Genomic DNA, 20,039 nt, shown 5'->3' with positions numbered 1-20,039 from the left:
TGTGGCACGTGGCCAACGAGCCTCGTCCCTCGCCGATTCCGGAGGTGAGGACGGAGGCGGCCCTGCCGGTCGACCTCCTGGATTCCAGCCACGCCGATCCGTCCATAGTGATGGAGCTGTCGGCCCTCCGCGTCTTCGACCTGAAGGGCTGGGAGCCCGTCTGCTCCGACGTGGCCCTCATCGTCTCGAAGCTCAGCCCCGCATCCCGGGAGAGGCTCGTGGAGAGCCTCTCCCTGATCTCATCCCCGCCCCCCGTCGAACCGAAGCTCGTCCGGAAGTGGCTGAGCGCCGTCAACAGCCTTCTGCCCTCGTCCTATCCCACCGCGATCATGGAGTTCTTCCAGCTCGCATGGATGTGGGAGCAGCTCAGGACCGTGACCGGGCTCGATCTCGAGAGGGTGATGGCACTCTTCTTCCGCGCCCTGAGAGGGGTGGGGGAGGGTCCGAGATCCGCGCCGATGATACACTTCCTCCTGCAGCTCGCCGGGAGATGGCCCGAGAGGTTCTGCTTCTGGCTGGACAGGACCGCCACCGGGGGACCCGACGTGATCCAGGCGCTGAAGCTCGCCGAGAGCATGACGCGTGATGCGGCGCCCCACGCCCGTGAGACCCTGCTCGACTTCGGCGCGGAGATGGGCTGGAGGTTCCTCGACGACGAGTCCCTTCCTCTCTGGCGCGCTGTCGGGCGTCTCGGCGAACTTCTCCTCCGGAGGATCCGTGGCATTGCCATCCCGGTCCAGTCCATGCAGCTCCTTGCAGGGGTGCTCGGGCAGATAGAGAAGAGCGGGGCGATGGAGTCGGTCCTCTCCGAGGCCAGGGTGCGGGTGGCCTCGTCCATGTTCTGCGAGCAGGATCCGGACGTCGTCGAAGAGGCCCTGGCCATGCAGCCCGAGGTGCACGGCGCCCTGCAGGCCACGGGGGAGATCGAGCTCATCGTGCAGGTCACGGCCCTGAGGGGGTCGTTCGTGAATCCGAGGCTCGTCGGTGAAGCGCTGGTGAAGCTCGCGGTGCTGGCCGGCGGCGGACGGCTGGACACCTCGGTCCTCCTGATGCTGATCGAGAAGTTCGAGGGTCAGGTCAAGGAAGCCCAGGTACTCGATGCGGTCGATGTCCTGTCGGGGATCGCCGGCAGCGTGCCGATACATCCCGTGGATACCTGGTTCAGGCTGATAAGACTCGTGGGCGCCGGCGGCGAGGAGAGGGACTCCTCGCGGGCCCACAGGAACGCGATGGCGAGAGTCCTCGAGGCGCTCGTGATGCAGCCCGATCCCGGGCCCAGCCTGGATGTCATCGAGGAGATACTGACCATTCCCAACCTGTCCTCCCCGGAGGTGTTCCAGGCCGCCGCCCTGCTGCTGCGCACGAACATACCCGCGGACAAGGCCGTGATCCTGAGGAAGACCGGCCAGTGCGCGAGGCTCCTTTCCCTCCTCTCCCCGGTGGACAGGGACAGGCTCCTTTCAAGCATTCCCCCGCAGTGGCTCACGGCTCTCGCAGCGGAGGAGACGGACTCCTTCCGGTCGGTGTGCGACGCACTCCTGAAGCTGGATTCCCAGGGCCGCATGCCGAGGTTCCTCGACAGGATCGTCAGCCCGCTCCTGGAGGAGATATCGGCCAGGGGTGACGTGTTCGAGGAGTACCTGGCCGCGGCCGTCGTGGAGTACAACAGGATGCCCGCCCAGGGCCGGGTTCGCGACACCGAGCACGAACTCCTGAAGAGGCTGTTCAGGACGGGTGACGGAGCCAAGACCATAGACAACCTGATATCCGACCTGCTGAAGGTGCCCGGGCTGGAGGGCGAACGGGCATCAAGCCTGATCGAGACCGTCAGGACGCTCTGCTCGGCGTTCGGCAGGCAAGCGGCATGGCAGGACCCGTCCGATGTCACCCTGGCGCAGTTCCTCGAGAAGGGGCTCCCCAGGATCATCTCGGCGCTCGTCGACTGCCCCGAGGCGCTGGACACCATAACGCCATCCCGGATGATGGACCTGGTCGGCAGGCTCATGCCGTCCAACTCCGTGACCGATGCCGATCCCCAGATCGCGAGGTGGCAGACCAGGACCGGGGCCTCGTTCTTCGGCATGGTCCTGCCCACGGCGATCGAGATCCTTCCCGACGAACCGGGGACGCTCGCGCTCTTCGTCGAATCCATATCCGACCAGGCGATGCGCTCGGTACAGGGGCTGCCTGCCGGAGCCGGGTACCTGAACGAGGTAGCGGGGCGTCTCGAGCACCTCCTCATCGAATCCTACGCCGCCAAGATCAGGATACTCGGCGGGAGGAGGGGCGAAGCGGCCCCCGAGATCCCCGAGAACTGGGCCGCCGACGTCTATTCGGGATGGAGCTCGGTCAGGGCCTCCGAGGCGGCGCTGATGAAGGAGGCCACGCAGGTCTCCAGGATCCTCACGGGCGACAGGAAGATCCAGAGGGTCTTCATCCACCAGGCCCGCAAGCTGTGGGAGGGCCTCTCCCGCGCGGGCCTGCTCGCCAGGCCCTCGATGCTCAGGAACCCGCGCGAGGGCATGGCTCTCGTCTCCGAACTCGCCCACGGCGAGCTGCTCGAGCTCTTCCGCCTCCACGAGCAGGGCGAGGGACTGGTGACCCCCCAGACCATCGAAAGGGCCGAGAGGGTATTCTCCCGCAGGACCTCCGACCATTCCGGCGAGAGTGCCAGCCGCACATGGCGCATGGAGGTGTTCACCCCGCTCGGCAACTGCCTCATCGACCTGCTCCTCCTCGATGGTGCGAGGACACCGGAGCTCGATACGCTCACCGACGGGTTTCTCGAGGTGGCGGAATTCCTGGGCAACGAGACGGGGGGCGACGAACTCCTCCTCGCCTTCCAGAGATGCCTCTCGTCCGGCTCCTACGGAGTGGGCGAGTCCGGGGTCGCGCAGGCCCTCAAGGCCGCCGAGAAGCAGCTCTTCCGCCCCCTGTGGCGCCGCAGGGCGATGAGCAGGATCGAACTCGTCATCGCAGGCATGGGCAACAGGGAGAAGCTCGTGGACCGCCTGCTGGACAGGGTTGCGAGGGAGCCCGGAGTCGTCTCCCAGGTGAAGTTCCTCCGGAGGTTCGGCCCGCTGTTCCTCACCATCGAGGAGGTGATCCTCGAGTTCGAGGACAAGCGGCAGGAGCTCGGCGTCAGGGACTGCCTGAACGGCGTCTGGCTGCTGGCGGGGAGCGGAAGGGAGCCCGCCGGCGTGGCAGAGGCCGCGAGGGAGGCCTTCGAGGCCGCCTCCGAGGTGTTCAGGAGCATACGCCGCAGGAAGGGCGAGATCACCGCCGTCGAGGCCGAGGAGATCAGCGCGGAGATGCGCCGGCGCTACAGGGACAACGCCGACGTGGTCGCGACATTGCTGAGGTGGACGCTCGATCCCGCGCGCGAGGAGCTGCTGGGCGTGCTGGAGGGGCACCCCGTCCTTCTCGAGACGATAAGCAGGGATACGGAACTCATCCACCTGATGGACGCGCTCTTCAGCGAGCCCGGCTTCCTGAACGGCGTCTCGGCCCTCGCCGATGATCCGGAGGAGCTCAAGGACCATCTCCTGAAGATGGCCGAAGGCAGGAGAGGCTCCCTGGAGGACGACGACTGAGATGAGAGTGGCGATAGTCTCCACGGGAGGCACCATCGACATGGTCCCGGGGCCTTCCGGGTTCCGCATCGACGAGTCCGGCACGGCTCCGGGCCGCCCCCCCGAGGGGGCCGTTCCGTCCGGATACGAGACCGAGCAGTTCAAGCTCTTCGCACTGCCGAGCCCTCATATGACGCCTTCCCGCATGGCGGAACTGTGCCGCTTCCTGGGCGGGCTGGCGGCCTCCGGCATGTTCGACGGGATAGTCGTGACACATGGCACCGACACCCTGGAGGAGAGCGCATTCCTCGCGGACGTCAGCCTGGGAAGCTCGTGCCCGGTGGTCTTCACGGCCGCCATGAGGAGTTCCTCGGAACTCGGCGTGGACGGTCCGAGGAACCTAAGGGGAGCCATCCTGACCGCCACATGTCCGGAGTTTCGTAATTTCGGAGTTGCGGTCGTACTGAACGACGAGATCCACGCGGCGGGAAGGGTGACGAAGACCTACACCAGCAACGTGAGCAGCTTCGCTTCTCCCGGTTACGGCCCCCTCGGCTTCGTGGACGAGGACAGGGTCTTCCTCGTGAACCGGCCGTGCTGGAGGCTGGAACTGCCTCCCGGCGAGCTGTACCTCGACGAGAGGGTCGGCCTGGTGCGAACGGCCGCCGGGCTCGGTGCGCGCGAACTGCGCTTCTGCCGGGAGTCCGGCGACAGGGCCGTGGTGCTCGAGGCCTTCGGCAGGGGTAACGTGCCACCCGACGTGGCCGACGAGGTCGGGGAATCCGTCCGTCACGGCATGCTCGTCGCCGTAGTGAGCAGATGCTATGTGGGCCGCGTCCTCGGGGTCTACGGCTATCCCGGCGGAGGGTCCGACCTCGCATCCCGGGGCGCGATGCTGGCTGGAGACATGCACGGACACAAGCTGAGGCTCTTCCTGATGGCCGCCCTGGGTGCCGGGCTCGACAGGGAGGCCGTTTCGGCGCTCCTGGAGCGGCTGTGACCGCACGCGCGGGACTGGAGGATTCATGTCTGGCGGCGGGCTGACCATCTCCCTGATCCCCCACAGCGGAAAGCCGCCCAGGCAGATGGAGTTCTCCGGCACCCGCCTGTTGCTTCTGCGCGTCGGCGCGGGTTTGACTATATTGATCCTCCTGGGTGCAATCCTGATCATCGCGCTCGGGGTGGCCGGGTCGATCGGGAGCAGACCCCTGGCCGACAGGATCGAGGCGCTGGAGGATTCGCTCGAGGAGACCCGCGGCCTGGAGGCGAGACTCGACTCGATCGAGGCCGAGCTGGGCGAGATCAGGCTCGTACGCGAGAGGCTCGAGAACATTTCCGAGCTGGCCGGCCCCTGAGGGGGTGGGCCTGGGAGGCTGGCAATGGGCCGTGACGATTCATCACGCGCGTCCTCGATGAACTCCATCGTCGGGTCGGGAAGCGTCTTCAACGGGACTCTCAGGATGGACGGGGGCCTGCGTGTGGATGGCACGGTCGAAGGCCAGATCGACGTCTCCGGGACCCTCACGGTAGGCCACGACGGGTTGATCCGGGGCGACGTGAGTGCGACCCAGGCGATAATCGGCGGGACCATAATCGGCACGGTCCGTGCCGACCGGCAGCTCGAGCTCCAGCATGGATCCAGGGTCGAGGGCGACATATTCACCAGGTCTCTGATAATCGAGGACGGTGTCTTCTTCGAGGGCAACTGCCGCATGCGCCCCGAGGGGGAGCACGAATCCTGACATCCGTCCCGTGTGGAAAATGTGGAAAAGCCCCCCGAGTTGTGCAGAACCAGACAAAGCGTTTGATATCTTGCATTTGTGCCTGCCATCTAAAGGGATTTGGAAGGTGGTTTCCACAAGTCGATGATGCAGAGTGTCGACTTCATCGAAAGGCGGAACCGGTTTGACTGGCTCCCTCGACATCCTTAGACAGGCCGAGAACGAAGCCCGGCAGATTCTCGAGGACGCAAGGCGCAAGGCGGCATCGGTGAGGGCGGGCATCAAGGACGAGACGGCCTCCCTGCGCGAGGAACTGGTGCGCCGGGTGGCATCCGAGGCCGGGAAGAGGAATTCGGCCGTGCAGGGCGCTGTGGCCGGCGAGAGGGACAGGCTGATGAAGGAGGCGGAGAGTGCCGTGGCGGCACTCCGCATGCGGGAGGACGAGATCTCCGGAAGGGCCTACGAGATCCTGTCCGGCCGTCTGACGGGGCGGGAGTAGCGGCTTGGCCATCGACAGCGTCTCCAAGGTTCAGGCGGTCTGTCATTCCTCCGCGCGTGACGGTATGGTCGCCGTCCTGGAATCGAGCGGCTCCTTCCATCCGGTCTCCCGCGAGGAAGGACACGACTGGCTGCTTCCCGCCGGCACGGACACCACCATGCTCGCGGGGCAGATCGACGAACTCGAAGCGGTGATCGGCTTCCTCAGGGAGTTCGTGCCGAAGCCCGGTCTCTCCGAGAGGATGGGGGCCGTCCCGAGGAGCGTCCCGGCCGAGAGGCTCTCCGCCCTCCTCGAAGACGACGAACTGCTCTGGAGGGCGCGGCGCGCCTGGCGCATCGCCATGCTGATCTCCGAGCGCAGCGGCGACCTGCGGGAGACCGTCGAGGAGATCTCTTTCCTCGAAGGCTGGTCCGGCCTTCCCTGCGCGATCGACGAACTCGGCAGGCACGGCTCCTTCACCGCCCAGGCGGGCTTCTGCCCGGCCGAGAACGCGCCCGGACTGATCGGGCTCGGACGCTCCGAACCGCTTCTATCCGTCGAGCCTGCCGGGCCGTCGACCCGCAGGGAACCGGCAAGACTACTCGTCGTCACTCACGACGGCGCTCCCGAGGAGGTCCGCCAGGAGATCGTCCGGCTGGGATTCTCGGCCGTCGACTTCGCTGCGCGCCGTGGCGGCGTGCGCAAGCTCCTGGAAGCCTCCGAACTCCGCAGGAAGGCCCTCGAGAAGCGCATCGAGGCCTTCAGGACCGAGGCGGCCGGACTGGCCGCGGATCTCCCGGCTCTCGAAGAGCTGCGCGATGCCGCAGGCATGCTCCTCGAGCGGCTTTCGGCCGCCGGATCGGGCCTCCGGGGCGACAGGCTGTTCCTGATTCGAGGCTGGGTGCGGAACCGCGATCTCGGAGTGCTCGAGAAATCGATCTCCGGACTCGGCGATGCCTTCCTCGAACGGATCGAGCCGGAGGAGGGCGAGGTCCCGCCTTCGGCCGCGACGGAATCGGGACTGATCGACCCGTACATGATGCTCACCGAGATGTTCGGCAGCCCCTCGCCGTCCGACCCCGACCCGACGCCCCTGATGGCCCCGTTCTACTCGCTCTTCCTCGGCATATGCATAGGCGACGCGGGATACGGCATGTTCCTCGCCCTCATCTCGGGACTCGGGCTGCTTTCCGCCAGGCGCAGGGGACAGAGGAACCGGCTCTTCGGAATCCTCTTCCAGGGCGGCCTGGCCGCGATAGTGGTCGGGGTCTTCTTCGGCGGCTGGTTCGGGATGGACAGGGCGCTCCTGCCCGCCTTCCTCGCCGCGCCGGCGCGCCTTCTCGATTCCCTGGTGCCCGGAGGCGCCGCCTACAGCACCTCCATGCAGTTCCTCTACACCACGATGGCCCTCGGCATAGTGCAGCTCCTCGCCGGCGTGGTCGTGAACTTCGTCAAGCGCTGGAAGGCGGGAGAGCGGCTCACCGTGATCCTCGAGCAGACGGGATGGATTCTCTCCACCCTCGGGCTCTTCCCGTGGCTCTTCAACCACTACCTGCTGGTGGGTGTCCTGTACGACAGCTCGGGCCCGCTCGACCGCGTCTTCCTGATGAGCCTCCTCGCCGGCGCGGTGCTCATCTTCGTCATGGGCGGCCGCGAGGCGAAGGGTTTCGGGAAGGTCGGGCTGGGCGCCATGGCCGCCTATGGCATAGTGAACCTGCTCGCCGACGCGCTTTCCTATTCGCGGCTCTTCGCCCTCTCGCTCTCCGGCGGCATCATAGCCACCGTCGTGAACCAGATCTCCCGCATGCTGCCGGGTACCGACATCCCCGGGGTGGGGCTCCTCATCACCATCCCCGTGCTCATAGGCGGGCACCTCTTCAACATCGCGATGTCCGTCCTCGGCGGTTTCATCCATACCGCGAGGCTCCAGTTCGTCGAGTTCTTCGGCAAGTTCTACGAGGGTACGGGGGCCCCTTTCTCCCCGTTGCGCTACAGACCGCAGTACGTCAACATCGTCCGGAAGAATCCCGAAGGGGGTAGCAGGTGAACGAGTTCCTGTCATACTCCGGTGTTGCCCTGGCCGCCGCTCTGGCGGGCATAGGCTCCGCCATAGGCGTCGGAATGGTCGGCCAGGCGGCCGCCGGAGTGCTCAGCGTCGATCCCAAGAAGTTCGGAAAGCTCCTCCTGCTCGTTGCCCTCCCGGGTACGCAGGGCATCTACGGCTTCGTCATCGCGTTCCTGCTCCTGCAGAAGGTCCAGGCGCAGGCCGAGATCACATCCACCTTCGCGCTGCAGGCTTTCCTTGCCGGGCTCCCCGTCGCCTTCACCGGGCTGCTCTCCGCCATCCACCAGGCAAAGGTCGGCGTGTCAGGCGTGGCCCTCGCCTCCAAGCAGCCTGCGGATGCCACCAAGGGCCTGATCCTGGCCGTCTTCGTCGAGTTCTACGCCATCCTCGGCTTCCTCGTCTCCTTCCTCATGCTGCCTTAGGCGGGCGGGATGTCTCTCGAAGCCATCGCCGAACGCATCAGGGAGGATGCCGCGAAGGAGGCCGAGTCGATCGCCGGGGCTGCCGATGCCGAGCGCAGGGAGGCCCTGGATGCCGCCCGGAGGCAGCTCGAGGACGAATTCACGCGGAGCCTCGACAGGATTTCGAGGGAGGCCTCCGAACAGGAGGCGAGGCTGAGGTTCCACGCCGCGAGCGAAGCCGGCCGTCTCGTCGAGAACGAGAAGAGGATGCTCCTGGACCGGGCCATCTCGAACGCAGTCGACAGGCTTGCCGGACTCCCGCCGGAACAGTACGGCGAGCTCATCTCCTCGATACTCGCATCCTGCACCATGACCGGTGATGTCGAGGTGTCCATCTCCCCGGGCGACGAGGGCAGGATAACGCCCGCCCTCCTGGCCGGGGCCTCGGGCGGGGGCAGGAACTTCCACCTGTCTTCCGTACGGCACGCGGGCAGGGGCGGTGTCGTTCTGACATCTGGCGGAGTGAGCCTCAACGCGACATTCTCCATGCTCGCCTCGCTCGAGCGCGAGCGGATCGTGATGCAGCTCGCCCCGCTCATCGCCGACGCCGCATCCGGGACAAAGGGATGAGGAACCTCTACCTCTTCCCGAACGGCAGGGTCGGCGCCCTCGAGAAGGACCTCCTGAACGCGCGGACATGGCAGATGCTCCTTTCCGCCGTCGACGGGGCCGAGGCCGCCAGGCTCCTGGCCGACACCTGGTACGGGAGGTTCCCCGGCCTTGCGCAGGGTTCCTTCGAGTCGGTGTTCGACGCGGCCCAGGCCGCCACCGAACAGGAGCTGGTCGAGCTGGCCGAGGATCAGGGCCTTGTCAGGGGGATACTCCACAGGCGCGACGCCAGGAACGCCCGATACATCTGGAAGGCGGCGCTCTGCGGCCCTGCAGGTGCGATTCCCGAGCTCGAGAGGCCTGGGATGTTCGAACACCCCGTGCTCGAGGCGGCGCTCGCGGACGAGCGAGCGCGTGCGCTCCTGCCGCGGGCGATGGCGTCTGCAGCGGAGAAGCTCTCCGGCATGCCCTCCCCGACGCCCCTCGAGATCGACTCGGTGCTCGACGCCATGGCAGTCGAACTCGAACTCGAGGAACTCCCGGGCATGGAGCCCGGATTCAGGCGCTTCCTCGAAGCCCTAGTGGACATGAGGAACCTGATGATCTGCCTCAGGCTCGTCTCATCGGGCAGGAGGGCCGGAGTCACCCCCGGCGCCCTGTTCCCCGGCGGTTCGGCCTCCCGTGAGGCACTCGCGGCAGCCGCGCTCGAAGGCACCCTCCCCGATCTCGTATCGGAGACCGGGAATCTCGAACGACTCGGGCCGCTCGTGCGCGAAGCCGTCTCCTCGAGGTCGTTCCTCGAGCTCGAGCGCGAGTCGGACAGGATCCTCATGGACATGCTCGACGCCGGGTCCTTCGAGCTGTTCGGCCCCGCGCCCCTGGCCGCATTCCTCCTCAAGAGGGAGATGGAGATCTCGCACCTCAGGATCCTGCTCTCGGCGAAATCCGCCGGGATCGACAGGGCGCGCCTCCAGCGGCGCCTCCCCAGGGGGTAGGCACTCATGCATGGGCAGGGCATCGCGTTCATAGGCGACCCGGACTCCTCGCTGGGCTTCAGGGCCCTGGGAGTGGCGGTCTCCAATCCCTCCGGGGCCGAGGAGGCAGCCAGGGCCTTCAGGAACTCCGTGAACGGCGGGGCGGCTGTGATAATCGTAACGGAGGCCGTGCTCGACCATCTCCGGGACGAGATCGAGAAGACGGCAGCCAGGGCAATACCGGCGGTCATCGTGCTGCCGGGGATCTCCGGTTCCGCGGGCCGCGGCGGAGAGACCATCAGAAGACAGATAACGCGAGCAGTGGGCGTCGATCTCATGGCCGAGGACAGACAGCCCGCGGAGGGTTCCAGCCGATGACAAAGGGCACCATCAGGAAGGTCGCCGGCCCGCTGGTAGTCGCGGGCGGCATGCCCGAGGCCAGGATGTACGACGTCGTGTACGTCTCGGACATGAGGCTCCTGGGCGAGATCATCGAGATCAAGGGCGACTCCGCCTCGATCCAGGTCTACGAGGAGACCTGGGGGCTGGGGCCGGGCGACCCCGTCTACAGCACCGGGGAGCCTCTCTCCCTCGAACTCGGGCCCGGTCTCCTCTCCTCGATCTACGACGGGATACAGAGACCGCTGGACAAGGTCAGGGAGAAGTCCGGAGACTGGATATCGAGAGGCGTCAACATCCCGGGGCTCGATCACGGGAAGAAGTGGGAGTTCAGGCCGTCGGCCCGCGCCGGCGACGCGGTTTCGGGCGGGGACATCATCGGCACGGTGCCCGAGACGGACGTGGTCGAGCACAGGATCATGATCCACCCCAGGTTGTCCGGGACTCTGTCCTGGGTCGCTCCCGCCGGTTCGTACACCATCGACGAGGTGGTGGCCAGGGTGAAGACCGCCCAGGGCGGGGAGTCCGAGGTGAGGATGCACCAGAAGTGGCCCGTCAGGCAGGCGAGGCCGGTCCTGAGGAAGATGGCGCCCTCCGAGCCCCTGATCACCGGGCAGAGGGTCATCGACGCCTTCTTCCCCCTGGGCAAGGGCGGTACGGCCTGCGTGCCGGGGCCCTTCGGCAGCGGCAAGACGGTCATCCAGCACCAGCTCGCCAAGTGGGCCGACGCCGAGATCGTCGTCTACGTCGGCTGTGGCGAGCGCGGCAACGAGATGACGGACGTGCTCCAGGAATTCCCCGAGATCCTCGACCCCCGGAGCGGCAAGCCCCTCATCCTGAGAACGGTGCTGGTCGCCAACACCAGCAACATGCCCGTCGCGGCGCGCGAGGCCAGCGTCTACACCGGCATCACGATAGCCGAATACTTCCGCGACATGGGCTACTCCGTGGCGCTCATGGCCGACTCGACCTCCAGGTGGGCCGAGGCCATGAGGGAGATGTCGGGCCGTCTCGAGGAGATGCCGGGCGAGGAGGGCTATCCCGCCTATCTCGGAACGAGGATCGCGGAATTCTACGAGAGGGCCGGGAAAGTGCACTGTCTCTGTGCAGGCGAGCGGGAGGGAGCCCTCACCGTCGTGGGAGCCGTGAGCCCCGCGGGCGGCGACCTCTCGGACCCCGTGGTGCAGGCCACGCTCAGGGTCGTCAAGGTATTCTGGAGCCTGCAGGCCAGGCTGGCGTACATGAGGCACTTCCCCGCGATCGGATGGCTCGAGAGCTACTCCCTGTACACCGCCAACCTCGACGGATGGTACTCGAAGGAGCTCGATGACGGCTGGTCATCCCTCCGCGACAGGGCGATGGCCCTTCTGCAGGACGAGGCCAACCTCCAGGAGATAGCCAGGCTGGTCGGGGCCGAGTCGCTCTCCCCCGACGACCAGCTCACCCTCTTCACCGCGCGTTCGATCCGCGAGGACTTCCTGCACCAGAACGCATTCCACGAGGTCGACACGTACTGCTCGATGAAGAAGCAGGTCCGCCTCCTGGGTCTCATCATGAGGATCCACGAGTCCCTCGCAGGGGCTCTCGGGGCCGGTGCGGCGCCGAGGGACCTCTTCTCTCTCCCGTTCCGCGAGTCCGTTGCCAGGGCCCGGTACATGCCCGAGGACAGACTCGGCGACATAGACCGGATCCACGAAACCGCGGACGCAGAGATCCAGGGGCTGCTCGAAACTGCGCGGCGCGCGGGGGAGGGTGCCTGATGATCCGCGAGTACAGAACCACAGTCGAGATCGCAGGCCCGCTGATGTTCGTGGAGAACGTGTCTGGCGTCACGTACGAGGAACTGGCCGAGATAGAGCTCCCCGACGGCACGATCCGCCACGGCAGGGTGCTCGAGGTCAACGGGGCGATGGCCCTCGTGCAGCTCTTCGAGGGCTCCAGCGGAGTCGGGATTACGCAGAGCGTCGTGAGGTTCCTCGGGAAGAGCGTCGAGCTGGGGGTCTCGGAGACGATGCTGGGCAGGGTGTTCGACGGGCAGGGCCGCCCGAGGGCTCCGTTCGACACTTCGCCTCCCGTCGTGCCCGACAGGATGATCAACATCAACGGATCCCCGCTCAACCCGTACGCGAGGGACTATCCCGCGGAGTTCATCCAGACAGGGCTGAGCTCGATCGACGGGATCAACACCCTCGTTCGCGGGCAGAAGCTGCCCGTCTTCAGCGCCAGCGGCCTGCCCCACTCGGCGGTTGCCGCCCAGATCGCGCGGCAGGCCAGGGTGCTCGGCGAGGGAGAGAGCTTCGCCGTGGTCTTCGCCGCACTGGGCATCACGTTCGAGGAGGCGGACTACTTCATCCGCGACTTCAAGTCGACGGGCGCCATGGACAGGGCCGTGGTCTTCCTGAACCTGGCCGACGACCCGGCGATCGAGAGGATCGCCACGCCGAGGCTGGCCCTGACGGCGGCGGAGTACCTGGCGTACGAGAAGGACATGCACATCCTGGTCATCCTGACCGACATGACGAACTACTGCGACGCCCTGCGCGAGATCTCGGCCGCGCGCCGCGAGGTCCCCGGGCGGCGGGGCTACCCCGGCTACCTCTACACCGACCTCTCGACGATCTACGAAAGGGCAGGCCGGGTGAAGGGGCGCAGGGGTTCCATCACGCAGATACCGATCCTGACGATGCCCGAGGACGACAAGACCCATCCGATTCCCGACCTGACCGGATACATCACCGAGGGACAGCTCATCCTCAACAGGGAGCTGCACAAGAGGGGCGTCTACCCGCCCATGGACGTGATGGAGTCGCTCTCGAGGCTGAAGGACAAGGGAATCGGACGCGGCAAGACCCGCGAAGACCACGCCGACCTCTTCAACCAGCTCATGGCGGCCTACTCGGCAGGGAAGAACGCCCGGGAACTCGCGGTCATCCTCGGCACGGCCGCCCTCAGCCCCCTGGACCAGGACTACCTGCGCTTCGCCGAGGAGTACGAGAGGCGGTACATCAGCCAGGAAGAGGGCGAGAACCGCACGATAGAGGAGACGCTCGATCTCGGGTGGGATCTCCTCAAGCTCCTTCCGAGGGAGGAGATGAAGAGGATCAGGCCCGAGTACCTCGACAGGTACTGGCCGGCCGGGGAAGGCGCCTGATGGCGGTCGTCGTCAGGGCTACCCGGATGGAGCTCCAGCAGCTCCGCAAGAGGGCGGCCCTCGCGCGGAGGGGGCACAAGCTCCTGAAGGACAAGCTCGACGAGCTGATGAGGCAGTTCAAGATCCTCATCGCCGAGTACATGGGCGCCCGTCAGAGGATCGAGGCCGAACTCCGCGAGGCCTACAGGGAGTTCATGTTCGCGAGGGCCTCGATGAGGCGGGAAGCCCTGTCCGACGCACTCGACTACCCCGGGGCCGTCGCGGTCGTGAAGAGCTCCACCCGCAAGGTGATGAACCTGACGCTGCCGGTCTTCGACGTCACGATGGAGGGCGGCATCCACAACTACGGCATGCTCGACACCACGCCCGAGCTGGATGCATCCCTCGAGGTGTTCGCCCGCGTGCTGCCCGGGATAGTCCGCCTCGCCGGGCAGGAGAAGGCGATAGGGATACTCGCGTCCGAGATCGACAGGACCAGGCGGAGGGTCAACGCCCTGGAGTACATCCTCATCCCCGAGCTGGAGGGCGCCGTGTCCGCGATCAGGCTGAAGCTCGAAGAGATAGAGCGGGGAAATCTCACCAGGTTGATGAAAGTCAAGAAGATGGCCGAGCAGAAGCGGGAGGCCGCGAGGCCCGGAGGGCCGTCCTGAGCGCCTGGTTTGATTGACATATCTCTACAGGACCGTAATTTACCATCAAGCCCGGGTGCTCCGGGCCGGTCTGTTCGTTCCGCTCTGGAGGGTGGAGATGGCCGAAGCGAAGGTTGCCAAGAAGGCCCCGGTCAAGGCTGCCAAGGAACCGAAGGTGACGGCTAAGACCGCAGCCAAGAAGGTCGAGAAGGCGGTGAAGACGGACAAGGTGGAGAAGGCCGAGAAGATAGCCGCCAAGGTGGCGAAGAAGGAGGCCGCCCCCGCCAAGGCCGCAGCCCCCAAGACCGTAGGCAAGTGCGGCGGCTGCAAGACCAAGAAGTAGATCAGGCTATCCGATAGAGAGGGGGGCCTTCACCGGCCCCCCTTCTTCATCCAGAACGCTTTTAACTCCTTTAACTTTCTCCTTTGTCCGTCTGGAGCAGGTCGGGGGGGATCGGAGAAAGTTTAAGGAGTCAAAAGCGTTCTGGGGAGCCGGGAACCGGGGCCGGGGGGCGGTCAGGGGCGATCGACCTCGATGCGGACGTCCCCCTTCGCACCGGCTCCGTGGAGGGTCCCCACCAGAGCCATCACCACTTCGCTGATGACCCTCCCCGGATAACCCGAGAGGGGGATCGGCGTCCCACCGATCCACAGCCTGACTCCGCCGATGGGGGCGCTCCTGCCCATGCGGCCTTCGGTTCCGGCAGCGATTCCCAGCAGGTGGAGCGTCACGCCGTGCGACAGCCCGTCGAGCCTGGGGAACCCGGGAGAGTCGAACCCCCAGGTTGCCAGACACCCCTTCATGGCTGCTCCGGCATCGAGCGCCACCCAGGGCAGGTCCGTTCCGGGCAGGTCCACGAGGGTCAGATCGGCCGGTATCGCGGCGTAGTCGTCGAAGGACTCCGGATCGATCCCCGGACGCACGTACGTCAGCCTGGCCTCCGGCGCGATCAGGGTCAGGCTTTCGAAGGGATAGCTGTTGTAGGGATCGGGATCCCCGGTGCTGTTCCAGGCTCCGGCGAAGGATACCGTGATCCCGTCGTTCTCCGAACACGTACGGGCCATCGAGACGGCGCAGGCGAGCCTCGACTCATGGGAGCCGCCGCGCAGCGCGACGCACCTTCCGGGCTTCATCTCATACCTCCGATCCAGATCGTGTAACCGACGAGCTCCCGCCATCGTCCCGGCACATCCCCAGCAGGACGGACACCGCTTCGCAGGCCATGATGGAGGCGGCCAGCGACACCCTCGCGGAGAGGGTACCAAGCGACAGATCGCTCGACTGGTCCCCGACCAGGATCACGGATCCGTGCCTCTCGGTCCTTATCCCGCCGGGATCCCCCGCGCCTGCAATGCCTGAGACCGCGACGATCGGCGTCCCTTTCATCTCCGTGAGCCACTCCTCGAGAGCCTGCACCTTGGTCGACGCATCGTCGAGCGCTTCGATCAGTATCGAACACCCCTCGAAGTATCTGCAGAATCCGCCGGGGACGAGCCTTTCCGCGACCGCCCGGAACTGCGTCCCGGTTCCCAGCCTGCGGATGTTCTCGGCGAGGGCCTCGACTTTGGGCATGCCGACCTGGTCGGCGAAATAGGCCTGCCGGTTCAGGTTGCGCATTGACACGAAATCGTGGTCGACTGCCACGAGACGGCCGATCCCGGCCCTCGCGAGAAGCATCGCGACATTCGATCCTATCCCGCCTGCGCCCGCGATGCCCGCGGTGGAGGCTGAAAGCGCTCGGCGCACGCCGGGCGGGTTGTCGATGAAGACCTCTTCACCGATTCCGCCCGGGCTTCCGGGCAGCGCATCCATCCATTCGCCGGAATCCTTCTCCAGAGCCACGTGAATCCTCCAGCCGCCCGGCCGTGATCCCGCCGGCGCTCCATGTCCGTCGCGACACCGTACTGCACGGCTGACGACCCGACAGTATTGCCACATCCGGCGCCGGAAGCTAGGTTTGATCCGGTATAGCGGAAGCGGAGCCGCCGGGCGACAGACCCACCGCCCGGAAGGTTCCGCGCCTTCGGTCCACACCATCATCGCCTCCGGCGCAGAGACGCCGCGGGAGCGGAGGTATGCCGTGCCGTCCGTGAAGAGACTCGCCAGCGACAGTTCGAAGTGCATCGGGTGCGGGGCCTGCATGACGGCCTGTTCGACCCTGTTCTTCAAGGTCGACGACCCGGCCCGGTCGTGCATCTCGGTGACCCCCTCCGATAGCGGCTCGAAGATCACGGTCTGCGACCAGACCTGCAGGCTCTGTGTCGCCGAATGCCCCGTGCAGGCCCTGACCGTCTCGTCCCAGGGCGTGGTGATGCTGGACAGGAAGCTGTGTGTGGGATGCCTCGCCTGTGTTGCCGTCTGCCCCATCGGCGCGATCAGGCACTATCCCGGGTCGGCGAACCCGTTCAAATGCATCGCCTGCGGCGCCTGCGCACGCAAATGCCCCACTGGAGCGATCGGCATCGTAGTCGAGGAGAGATCATGACGGAAAGCGGATTCGACATCGCAGGGCTCGAGGCGGGGCACCGGCCCGTCTCGGAGTTCAGATACGAGAAGAGGCCTGTCGTGAGGGGCTACAACGACAGGACCCTCTATGTGAACGTCGGGAACGGACGCATCGCCGAGAAGCCGGTCTCGGCCGACATGAGGGCCAAGTTCACGGGAGGGAAGGGATACGGCCTGAGGCTCCTGTGGGATGCCGTGAACCCCTCGACGAAGTGGGACGATCCCGAGAACGAGATCAACATCGCCATGGGGCCGGTCTGCGGGAACACCAACTATCCCGGCTCGGGCAAGTCCCTCGTCGTATCCATCTCCCCAACGACGGGGATCCCGATAGACTGCAACGTCGGGGGCTACTTCGGGCCCTTCCTGAAGTTCGCCGGGTTCGACGCCCTGGAGGTTCAGGGCAAGGCCGACAGGGACGTGATAGTCTTCATCGACGGGGACGATGGTGTGGTAAGCATCTTCGAGGCCCCGGGCGAGGCCGTCGACAGCCACGTCCTCGCGGAGCAGATGGTGGCCATGTTCTCCCGCGACGAGAAGGACAGACAGCACATCTCGTCGGTGTCGGCCGGCACCGGTGCCGAGCATGCCCTCATCGGATGCCTGAACTTCTCCTTCTACGACAAGCGAAGGAAGGTGGCCAGGCTGAAGCAGGCCGGCAGGGGCGGCATAGGGACCGTCTTCCGCGACAAGAAGATAAAGGCCCTCGTCGTGAGGTATTCCGGTCTCGATGTCTCCTCGAACAATCCGGCCGACCTGGCCGGCCTCCAGGAGACGGGATTGAAGCTGCACAGGGAGATCGTCACCCTCGACGATCAGCAGTGCAGGATGAGGGAGATCGGGACGGCCCATCTCACCGAGATCATGGACGAATACGACCTCCTCCCGACCCGCAACTACAAGTTCGGCAGCAGCCCCGATTCTCCCGGCCTCGACTCCCATGCCTTCTCCGCCATGGTCACCCACGGCCTCCCAGACGGCTGCTGGTACGGCTGCACCATGGCCTGCGCCAAGGCCGCCGACGGGTTCGAACTGGCGACAGGGCCCTACAGGGGGCACAAGGTCACGGTCGACGGGCCAGAGTACGAAACGGTGGCCGGATGCGGCTCGAACATCGGGGTCTATGATCCCAGGGTCGTGATGGAGCTGAACTTCTACTGCGACACCTACGGGCTCGACACCATCTCCTTCGGCACTTCCACGGCCTTCGTCATGGAATGCTGGGAGAAGGGCGTGCTCGACTCCACCCGCACCGGCGGGCTCGAGATGACCTGGGGCAACGGCCCGGCAGTGCTAGAGCTGCTCCACAGGATCGGCAGAGGGGAGGGATTCGGCCTGGTGGCCGGCCTCGGCGTCCGCGGGATGAAGAAGTACTTCGCGGAGCACTACGGAGCCGATCCGAAGCTCCTGCAGGACATCGGCTGCGAGTGCAAGGGGCTCGAGTACTCCCAGTACGTGTCGAAGGAGTCCCTCGCGCAGCAGGGCGGCTACAGCATGGCCCTCAAGGGCCCCCAGCACGACGAGGCCTGGCTCATCTTCATGGACATGGTGAACAACAGGATCCCGACATTCGAGGACAAGGCCGAGGCGCTCTACTACTTCCCGATGTTCAGGACCTGGTTCGGCCTGCAGGGCCTCTGCAAGCTCCCGTGGAACGACATCGAGCCCGCCGACAACGCGTCCACCGACGAGCCCGCCAAGGTCCCCGAGCACGTCGAGAACTATCTCGCGATCTACAAGGCGATCACCGGGAACGACCTCGACAGGGACGGGCTGATCCGGCAGTCGGCGCGGGTCTACAATTTCCAGAAGGTCTTCTGCATCAGGATGGGGAAGGGCCGTCGGATCGACGACTGGCCGCCCTACAGGATGATGGGTCCGGTAACCGTCGAGGAGTACGAGTCCCGGGCGGACAGGTACGACAAGCAGCTCAAGGAGCAGGTCGGCATCGACCCTTCCGGCATGGGCACGCCCGGGAAGGTCGCAGCCCTCAGAGCATACCGCGAGGACAGGTACGAGAAGCTGCTCGATGCCGTCTACAAGAGGAAGGGTTGGACCAGGGAGGGCGTGCCGACCGTCGAGACCCTCCACGACCTCGGCATAGACTATCCCGAGGTTCTGGAGGTAGTGAAACCCCTCCTGGAATGATCACCGTGAACGGTTCCCCCCACCCCTGGCGAGAGGGGATGACGGTGAGGGACGTCCTCGAGGAGAGGCGGTTCACCTTCCCTCTCCTCGTCGTCAGGATCGACGGCCGTCTCGTGCCCAGGGGCGACTACGCAGAGGCGCAGGTTCCCGATGGTTCCGATGTAGACGTCATGCACCTGATGAGCGGCGGCTGAAGGCCGCGCCCGATGCCGCCCGTCCGGGCCCTGCCCGGAGCAGGCATGGAGGAGAGATGATCCTGACCCTCGTCTTGGCAGCGGTGGTTGCGGGATCTTCGGATATCGACCCCACGGGCGGGGCATTCCTCTCGGTGGACCTGGATTCGCTGGAGACGGCCGCCAGGGATGCCTATGACGCGTCCGACTGGGAGACGGCGGCATCTGCGTATGTAGAGCTCCTGAGGCACGACACGGGAAACTCCACTGCGATCTACAACGCAGCTTGCTGCTTCGGCCTGATGGGCGACGCCGGGATGTCGGCAGCCTACCTGAGGGCTGCTGCCGCAGCCGGATTCGACGATGCCGGGTTCGCCTCGGAAGACCCCGACTTCGACCTGGTGCGTGACGACGCCTCGTTCTCCTCCGTGCTCGACAGCCTCATGGCCGTCTCGAGCGAAGACAGGGCCGGGATGGAGTTCATGGTCGAGGTCCCGAGCCTCGTCCCGGTGAGGGTGCTCCTGCCGGCCGACTACACCCCCGGGGCTGCGTATCCCCTGGTCATCGGACTCCACGGGTACGGCGGGAATGCGGCCGACTTCCTCGGACTCTACGGCAGGATCGAATCCCCGGGGTTCATCTTCGCCGTCCCCGAGGCGCCATACTCGATTTCGGCCGGCGGGGAGGACGCGTTCAGCTGGTCGACGTGGTCCGACGCCGACACCATGTCCTATGCCGGATCCATCGAGCTCTCGTCTCTCCTGGTGAGGAACACGGCTCTCCAGATGCAGGCCGCCTTCGCTCCCTCGTCGACCTGGCTCCTGGGCTTCTCCCAGGGGGCCGCGCTCGCGTTCCTCGCGGGCTTCGAGAACGCGGGGATCGTAGATGGTGTCATCGGCTTCGGCGGCTACGTCGAGGATCCCGGGCCGTTCCTCTCCGCACCGCCGTCTTCGAGGGATCTGCGGATCTTCGTGGCCCACGGGACCTCCGACAGGATAGTGGAGCCCGACGAGGGCAGAAGGGCCTTCGCCCTGTTCGATTCGCTGGGGTGCGACGCGGTGATGGCGGAGTTCGAGGGCGGCCATGGGATCGACGTCGCCACGCTGGCGGAGGCCATTCTCTGGATACAGGAGCAGATGCTCGAGATGTACGGGGGCTGATCCCCAGGAGCCGGAAATAGCGGGGGGGGGGGGGGGCGGGGCGCCCCCCCCCC

General features: G+C 66.1%; 20 protein-coding genes. 18 read left to right on the top strand and 2 right to left on the bottom strand.

Features of this window, described 5'->3' with window-relative positions:
• Positions 1 to 44: 44 nt before the first annotated feature.
• The 14 genes from QUS11_08070 (at position 45) to QUS11_08005 (ending at position 14,342) form a co-directional block, all read left to right on the top strand.
• A complete protein-coding gene (locus QUS11_08070; protein MDM7993254.1) occupies positions 45 to 3,593 on the top strand; it encodes a hypothetical protein in 3,549 nt (1,182 codons plus the stop codon).
• Between the two features lies 1 nt (position 3,594).
• Entirely contained in the window at positions 3,595 to 4,572 is a 978-nt protein-coding gene (locus QUS11_08065) for an asparaginase (protein MDM7993253.1), read from the top strand.
• Between the two features lie 25 nt (positions 4,573 to 4,597).
• Entirely contained in the window at positions 4,598 to 4,927 is a 330-nt protein-coding gene (locus QUS11_08060) for a hypothetical protein (GenBank protein MDM7993252.1), read from the top strand.
• Positions 4,928 to 4,984: 57 nt separating this feature from the next.
• Positions 4,985 to 5,314, top strand: a complete 330-nt coding sequence (locus QUS11_08055; GenBank protein MDM7993251.1) for a polymer-forming cytoskeletal protein — start codon at positions 4,985 to 4,987, stop codon at positions 5,312 to 5,314.
• A gap of 163 nt (positions 5,315 to 5,477) precedes the next feature.
• Entirely contained in the window at positions 5,478 to 5,792 is a 315-nt protein-coding gene (locus tag QUS11_08050; protein ID MDM7993250.1) for a hypothetical protein, read from the top strand.
• Positions 5,793 to 5,796: 4 nt separating this feature from the next.
• A complete protein-coding gene (locus QUS11_08045; protein MDM7993249.1) occupies positions 5,797 to 7,818 on the top strand; it encodes a V-type ATPase 116kDa subunit family protein in 2,022 nt (673 codons plus the stop codon).
• Positions 7,815 to 8,258 (top strand): V-type ATP synthase subunit K, encoded by a 444-nt coding sequence (locus tag QUS11_08040; protein ID MDM7993248.1) that lies wholly within the window; start codon positions 7,815 to 7,817, stop codon positions 8,256 to 8,258. Before QUS11_08045 ends, QUS11_08040 begins: the two co-directional genes overlap by 4 nt.
• Positions 8,259 to 8,267: 9 nt before the next feature.
• Entirely contained in the window at positions 8,268 to 8,867 is a 600-nt protein-coding gene (locus tag QUS11_08035; protein MDM7993247.1) for a V-type ATP synthase subunit E, read from the top strand.
• The gene (locus QUS11_08030) at positions 8,864 to 9,841 is read left to right on the top strand and encodes a V-type ATPase subunit (GenBank protein MDM7993246.1); all 978 of its coding nucleotides are present in this window, start codon (positions 8,864 to 8,866) and stop codon (positions 9,839 to 9,841) included. The genes QUS11_08035 and QUS11_08030 overlap by 4 nt, the downstream gene beginning before the upstream one ends.
• Positions 9,842 to 9,847: 6 nt before the next feature.
• Positions 9,848 to 10,198: a V-type ATP synthase subunit F gene (locus tag QUS11_08025; protein MDM7993245.1), complete on the top strand. Its 351-nt coding sequence runs from the start codon at positions 9,848 to 9,850 to the stop codon at positions 10,196 to 10,198.
• Positions 10,195 to 11,979: a V-type ATP synthase subunit A gene (locus QUS11_08020; GenBank protein ID MDM7993244.1), complete on the top strand. Its 1,785-nt coding sequence runs from the start codon at positions 10,195 to 10,197 to the stop codon at positions 11,977 to 11,979. The genes QUS11_08025 and QUS11_08020 overlap by 4 nt, the downstream gene beginning before the upstream one ends.
• Entirely contained in the window at positions 11,979 to 13,370 is a 1,392-nt protein-coding gene (locus tag QUS11_08015) for a V-type ATP synthase subunit B (GenBank protein MDM7993243.1), read from the top strand. Before QUS11_08020 ends, QUS11_08015 begins: the two co-directional genes overlap by 1 nt.
• On the top strand, positions 13,370 to 14,020 hold the full coding sequence (locus tag QUS11_08010; protein MDM7993242.1) for a V-type ATP synthase subunit D: 651 nt from the start codon (positions 13,370 to 13,372) through the stop codon (positions 14,018 to 14,020). The genes QUS11_08015 and QUS11_08010 overlap by 1 nt, the downstream gene beginning before the upstream one ends.
• Positions 14,021 to 14,117: 97 nt before the next feature.
• Complete coding sequence (locus QUS11_08005) at positions 14,118 to 14,342, top strand: hypothetical protein (GenBank protein MDM7993241.1); 225 nt, start codon at positions 14,118 to 14,120, stop codon at positions 14,340 to 14,342.
• A 173-nt stretch (positions 14,343 to 14,515) separates the two neighbouring features.
• Here QUS11_08005 and QUS11_08000 read toward each other — a convergent pair whose 3' ends face one another.
• Together QUS11_08000 and thiF are read right to left on the bottom strand one after the other, a co-directional pair.
• Entirely contained in the window at positions 14,516 to 15,133 is a 618-nt protein-coding gene (locus QUS11_08000; GenBank protein ID MDM7993240.1) for a hypothetical protein, read from the bottom strand.
• A gap of 1 nt (position 15,134) precedes the next feature.
• Entirely contained in the window at positions 15,135 to 15,842 is a 708-nt protein-coding gene (gene thiF / locus QUS11_07995) for a sulfur carrier protein ThiS adenylyltransferase ThiF (GenBank protein MDM7993239.1), read from the bottom strand.
• Positions 15,843 to 16,080: 238 nt separating this feature from the next.
• Between thiF and QUS11_07990 the strand changes: the two genes are divergently transcribed.
• The 4 genes from QUS11_07990 to QUS11_07975 are packed head-to-tail and all read left to right on the top strand — an operon-like array spanning position 16,081 to position 19,986.
• On the top strand, positions 16,081 to 16,485 hold the full coding sequence (locus QUS11_07990; GenBank protein ID MDM7993238.1) for a 4Fe-4S binding protein: 405 nt from the start codon (positions 16,081 to 16,083) through the stop codon (positions 16,483 to 16,485).
• Positions 16,482 to 18,653 carry an aldehyde ferredoxin oxidoreductase C-terminal domain-containing protein gene (locus QUS11_07985; GenBank protein ID MDM7993237.1) on the top strand — a complete coding sequence of 724 codons (2,172 nt, stop codon included), beginning with the start codon at positions 16,482 to 16,484 and terminating at the stop codon, positions 18,651 to 18,653. The genes QUS11_07990 and QUS11_07985 overlap by 4 nt, the downstream gene beginning before the upstream one ends.
• The gene (gene thiS / locus QUS11_07980) at positions 18,650 to 18,847 is read left to right on the top strand and encodes a sulfur carrier protein ThiS (protein MDM7993236.1); all 198 of its coding nucleotides are present in this window, start codon (positions 18,650 to 18,652) and stop codon (positions 18,845 to 18,847) included. Before QUS11_07985 ends, thiS begins: the two co-directional genes overlap by 4 nt.
• 56 nt (positions 18,848 to 18,903) lie before the next feature.
• Positions 18,904 to 19,986: a hypothetical protein gene (locus QUS11_07975; protein ID MDM7993235.1), complete on the top strand. Its 1,083-nt coding sequence runs from the start codon at positions 18,904 to 18,906 to the stop codon at positions 19,984 to 19,986.
• Positions 19,987 to 20,039 lie beyond the last annotated feature (53 nt).

It is taken from the genome of Candidatus Fermentibacter sp., assembly GCA_030373045.1.
In the GTDB taxonomy this organism is placed as follows: Bacteria; Fermentibacterota; Fermentibacteria; order Fermentibacterales; family Fermentibacteraceae; genus Fermentibacter.
Note: the sequence above shows the minus strand (reverse complement) of the source record. Positions and strands in the feature narration are given on the sequence as shown.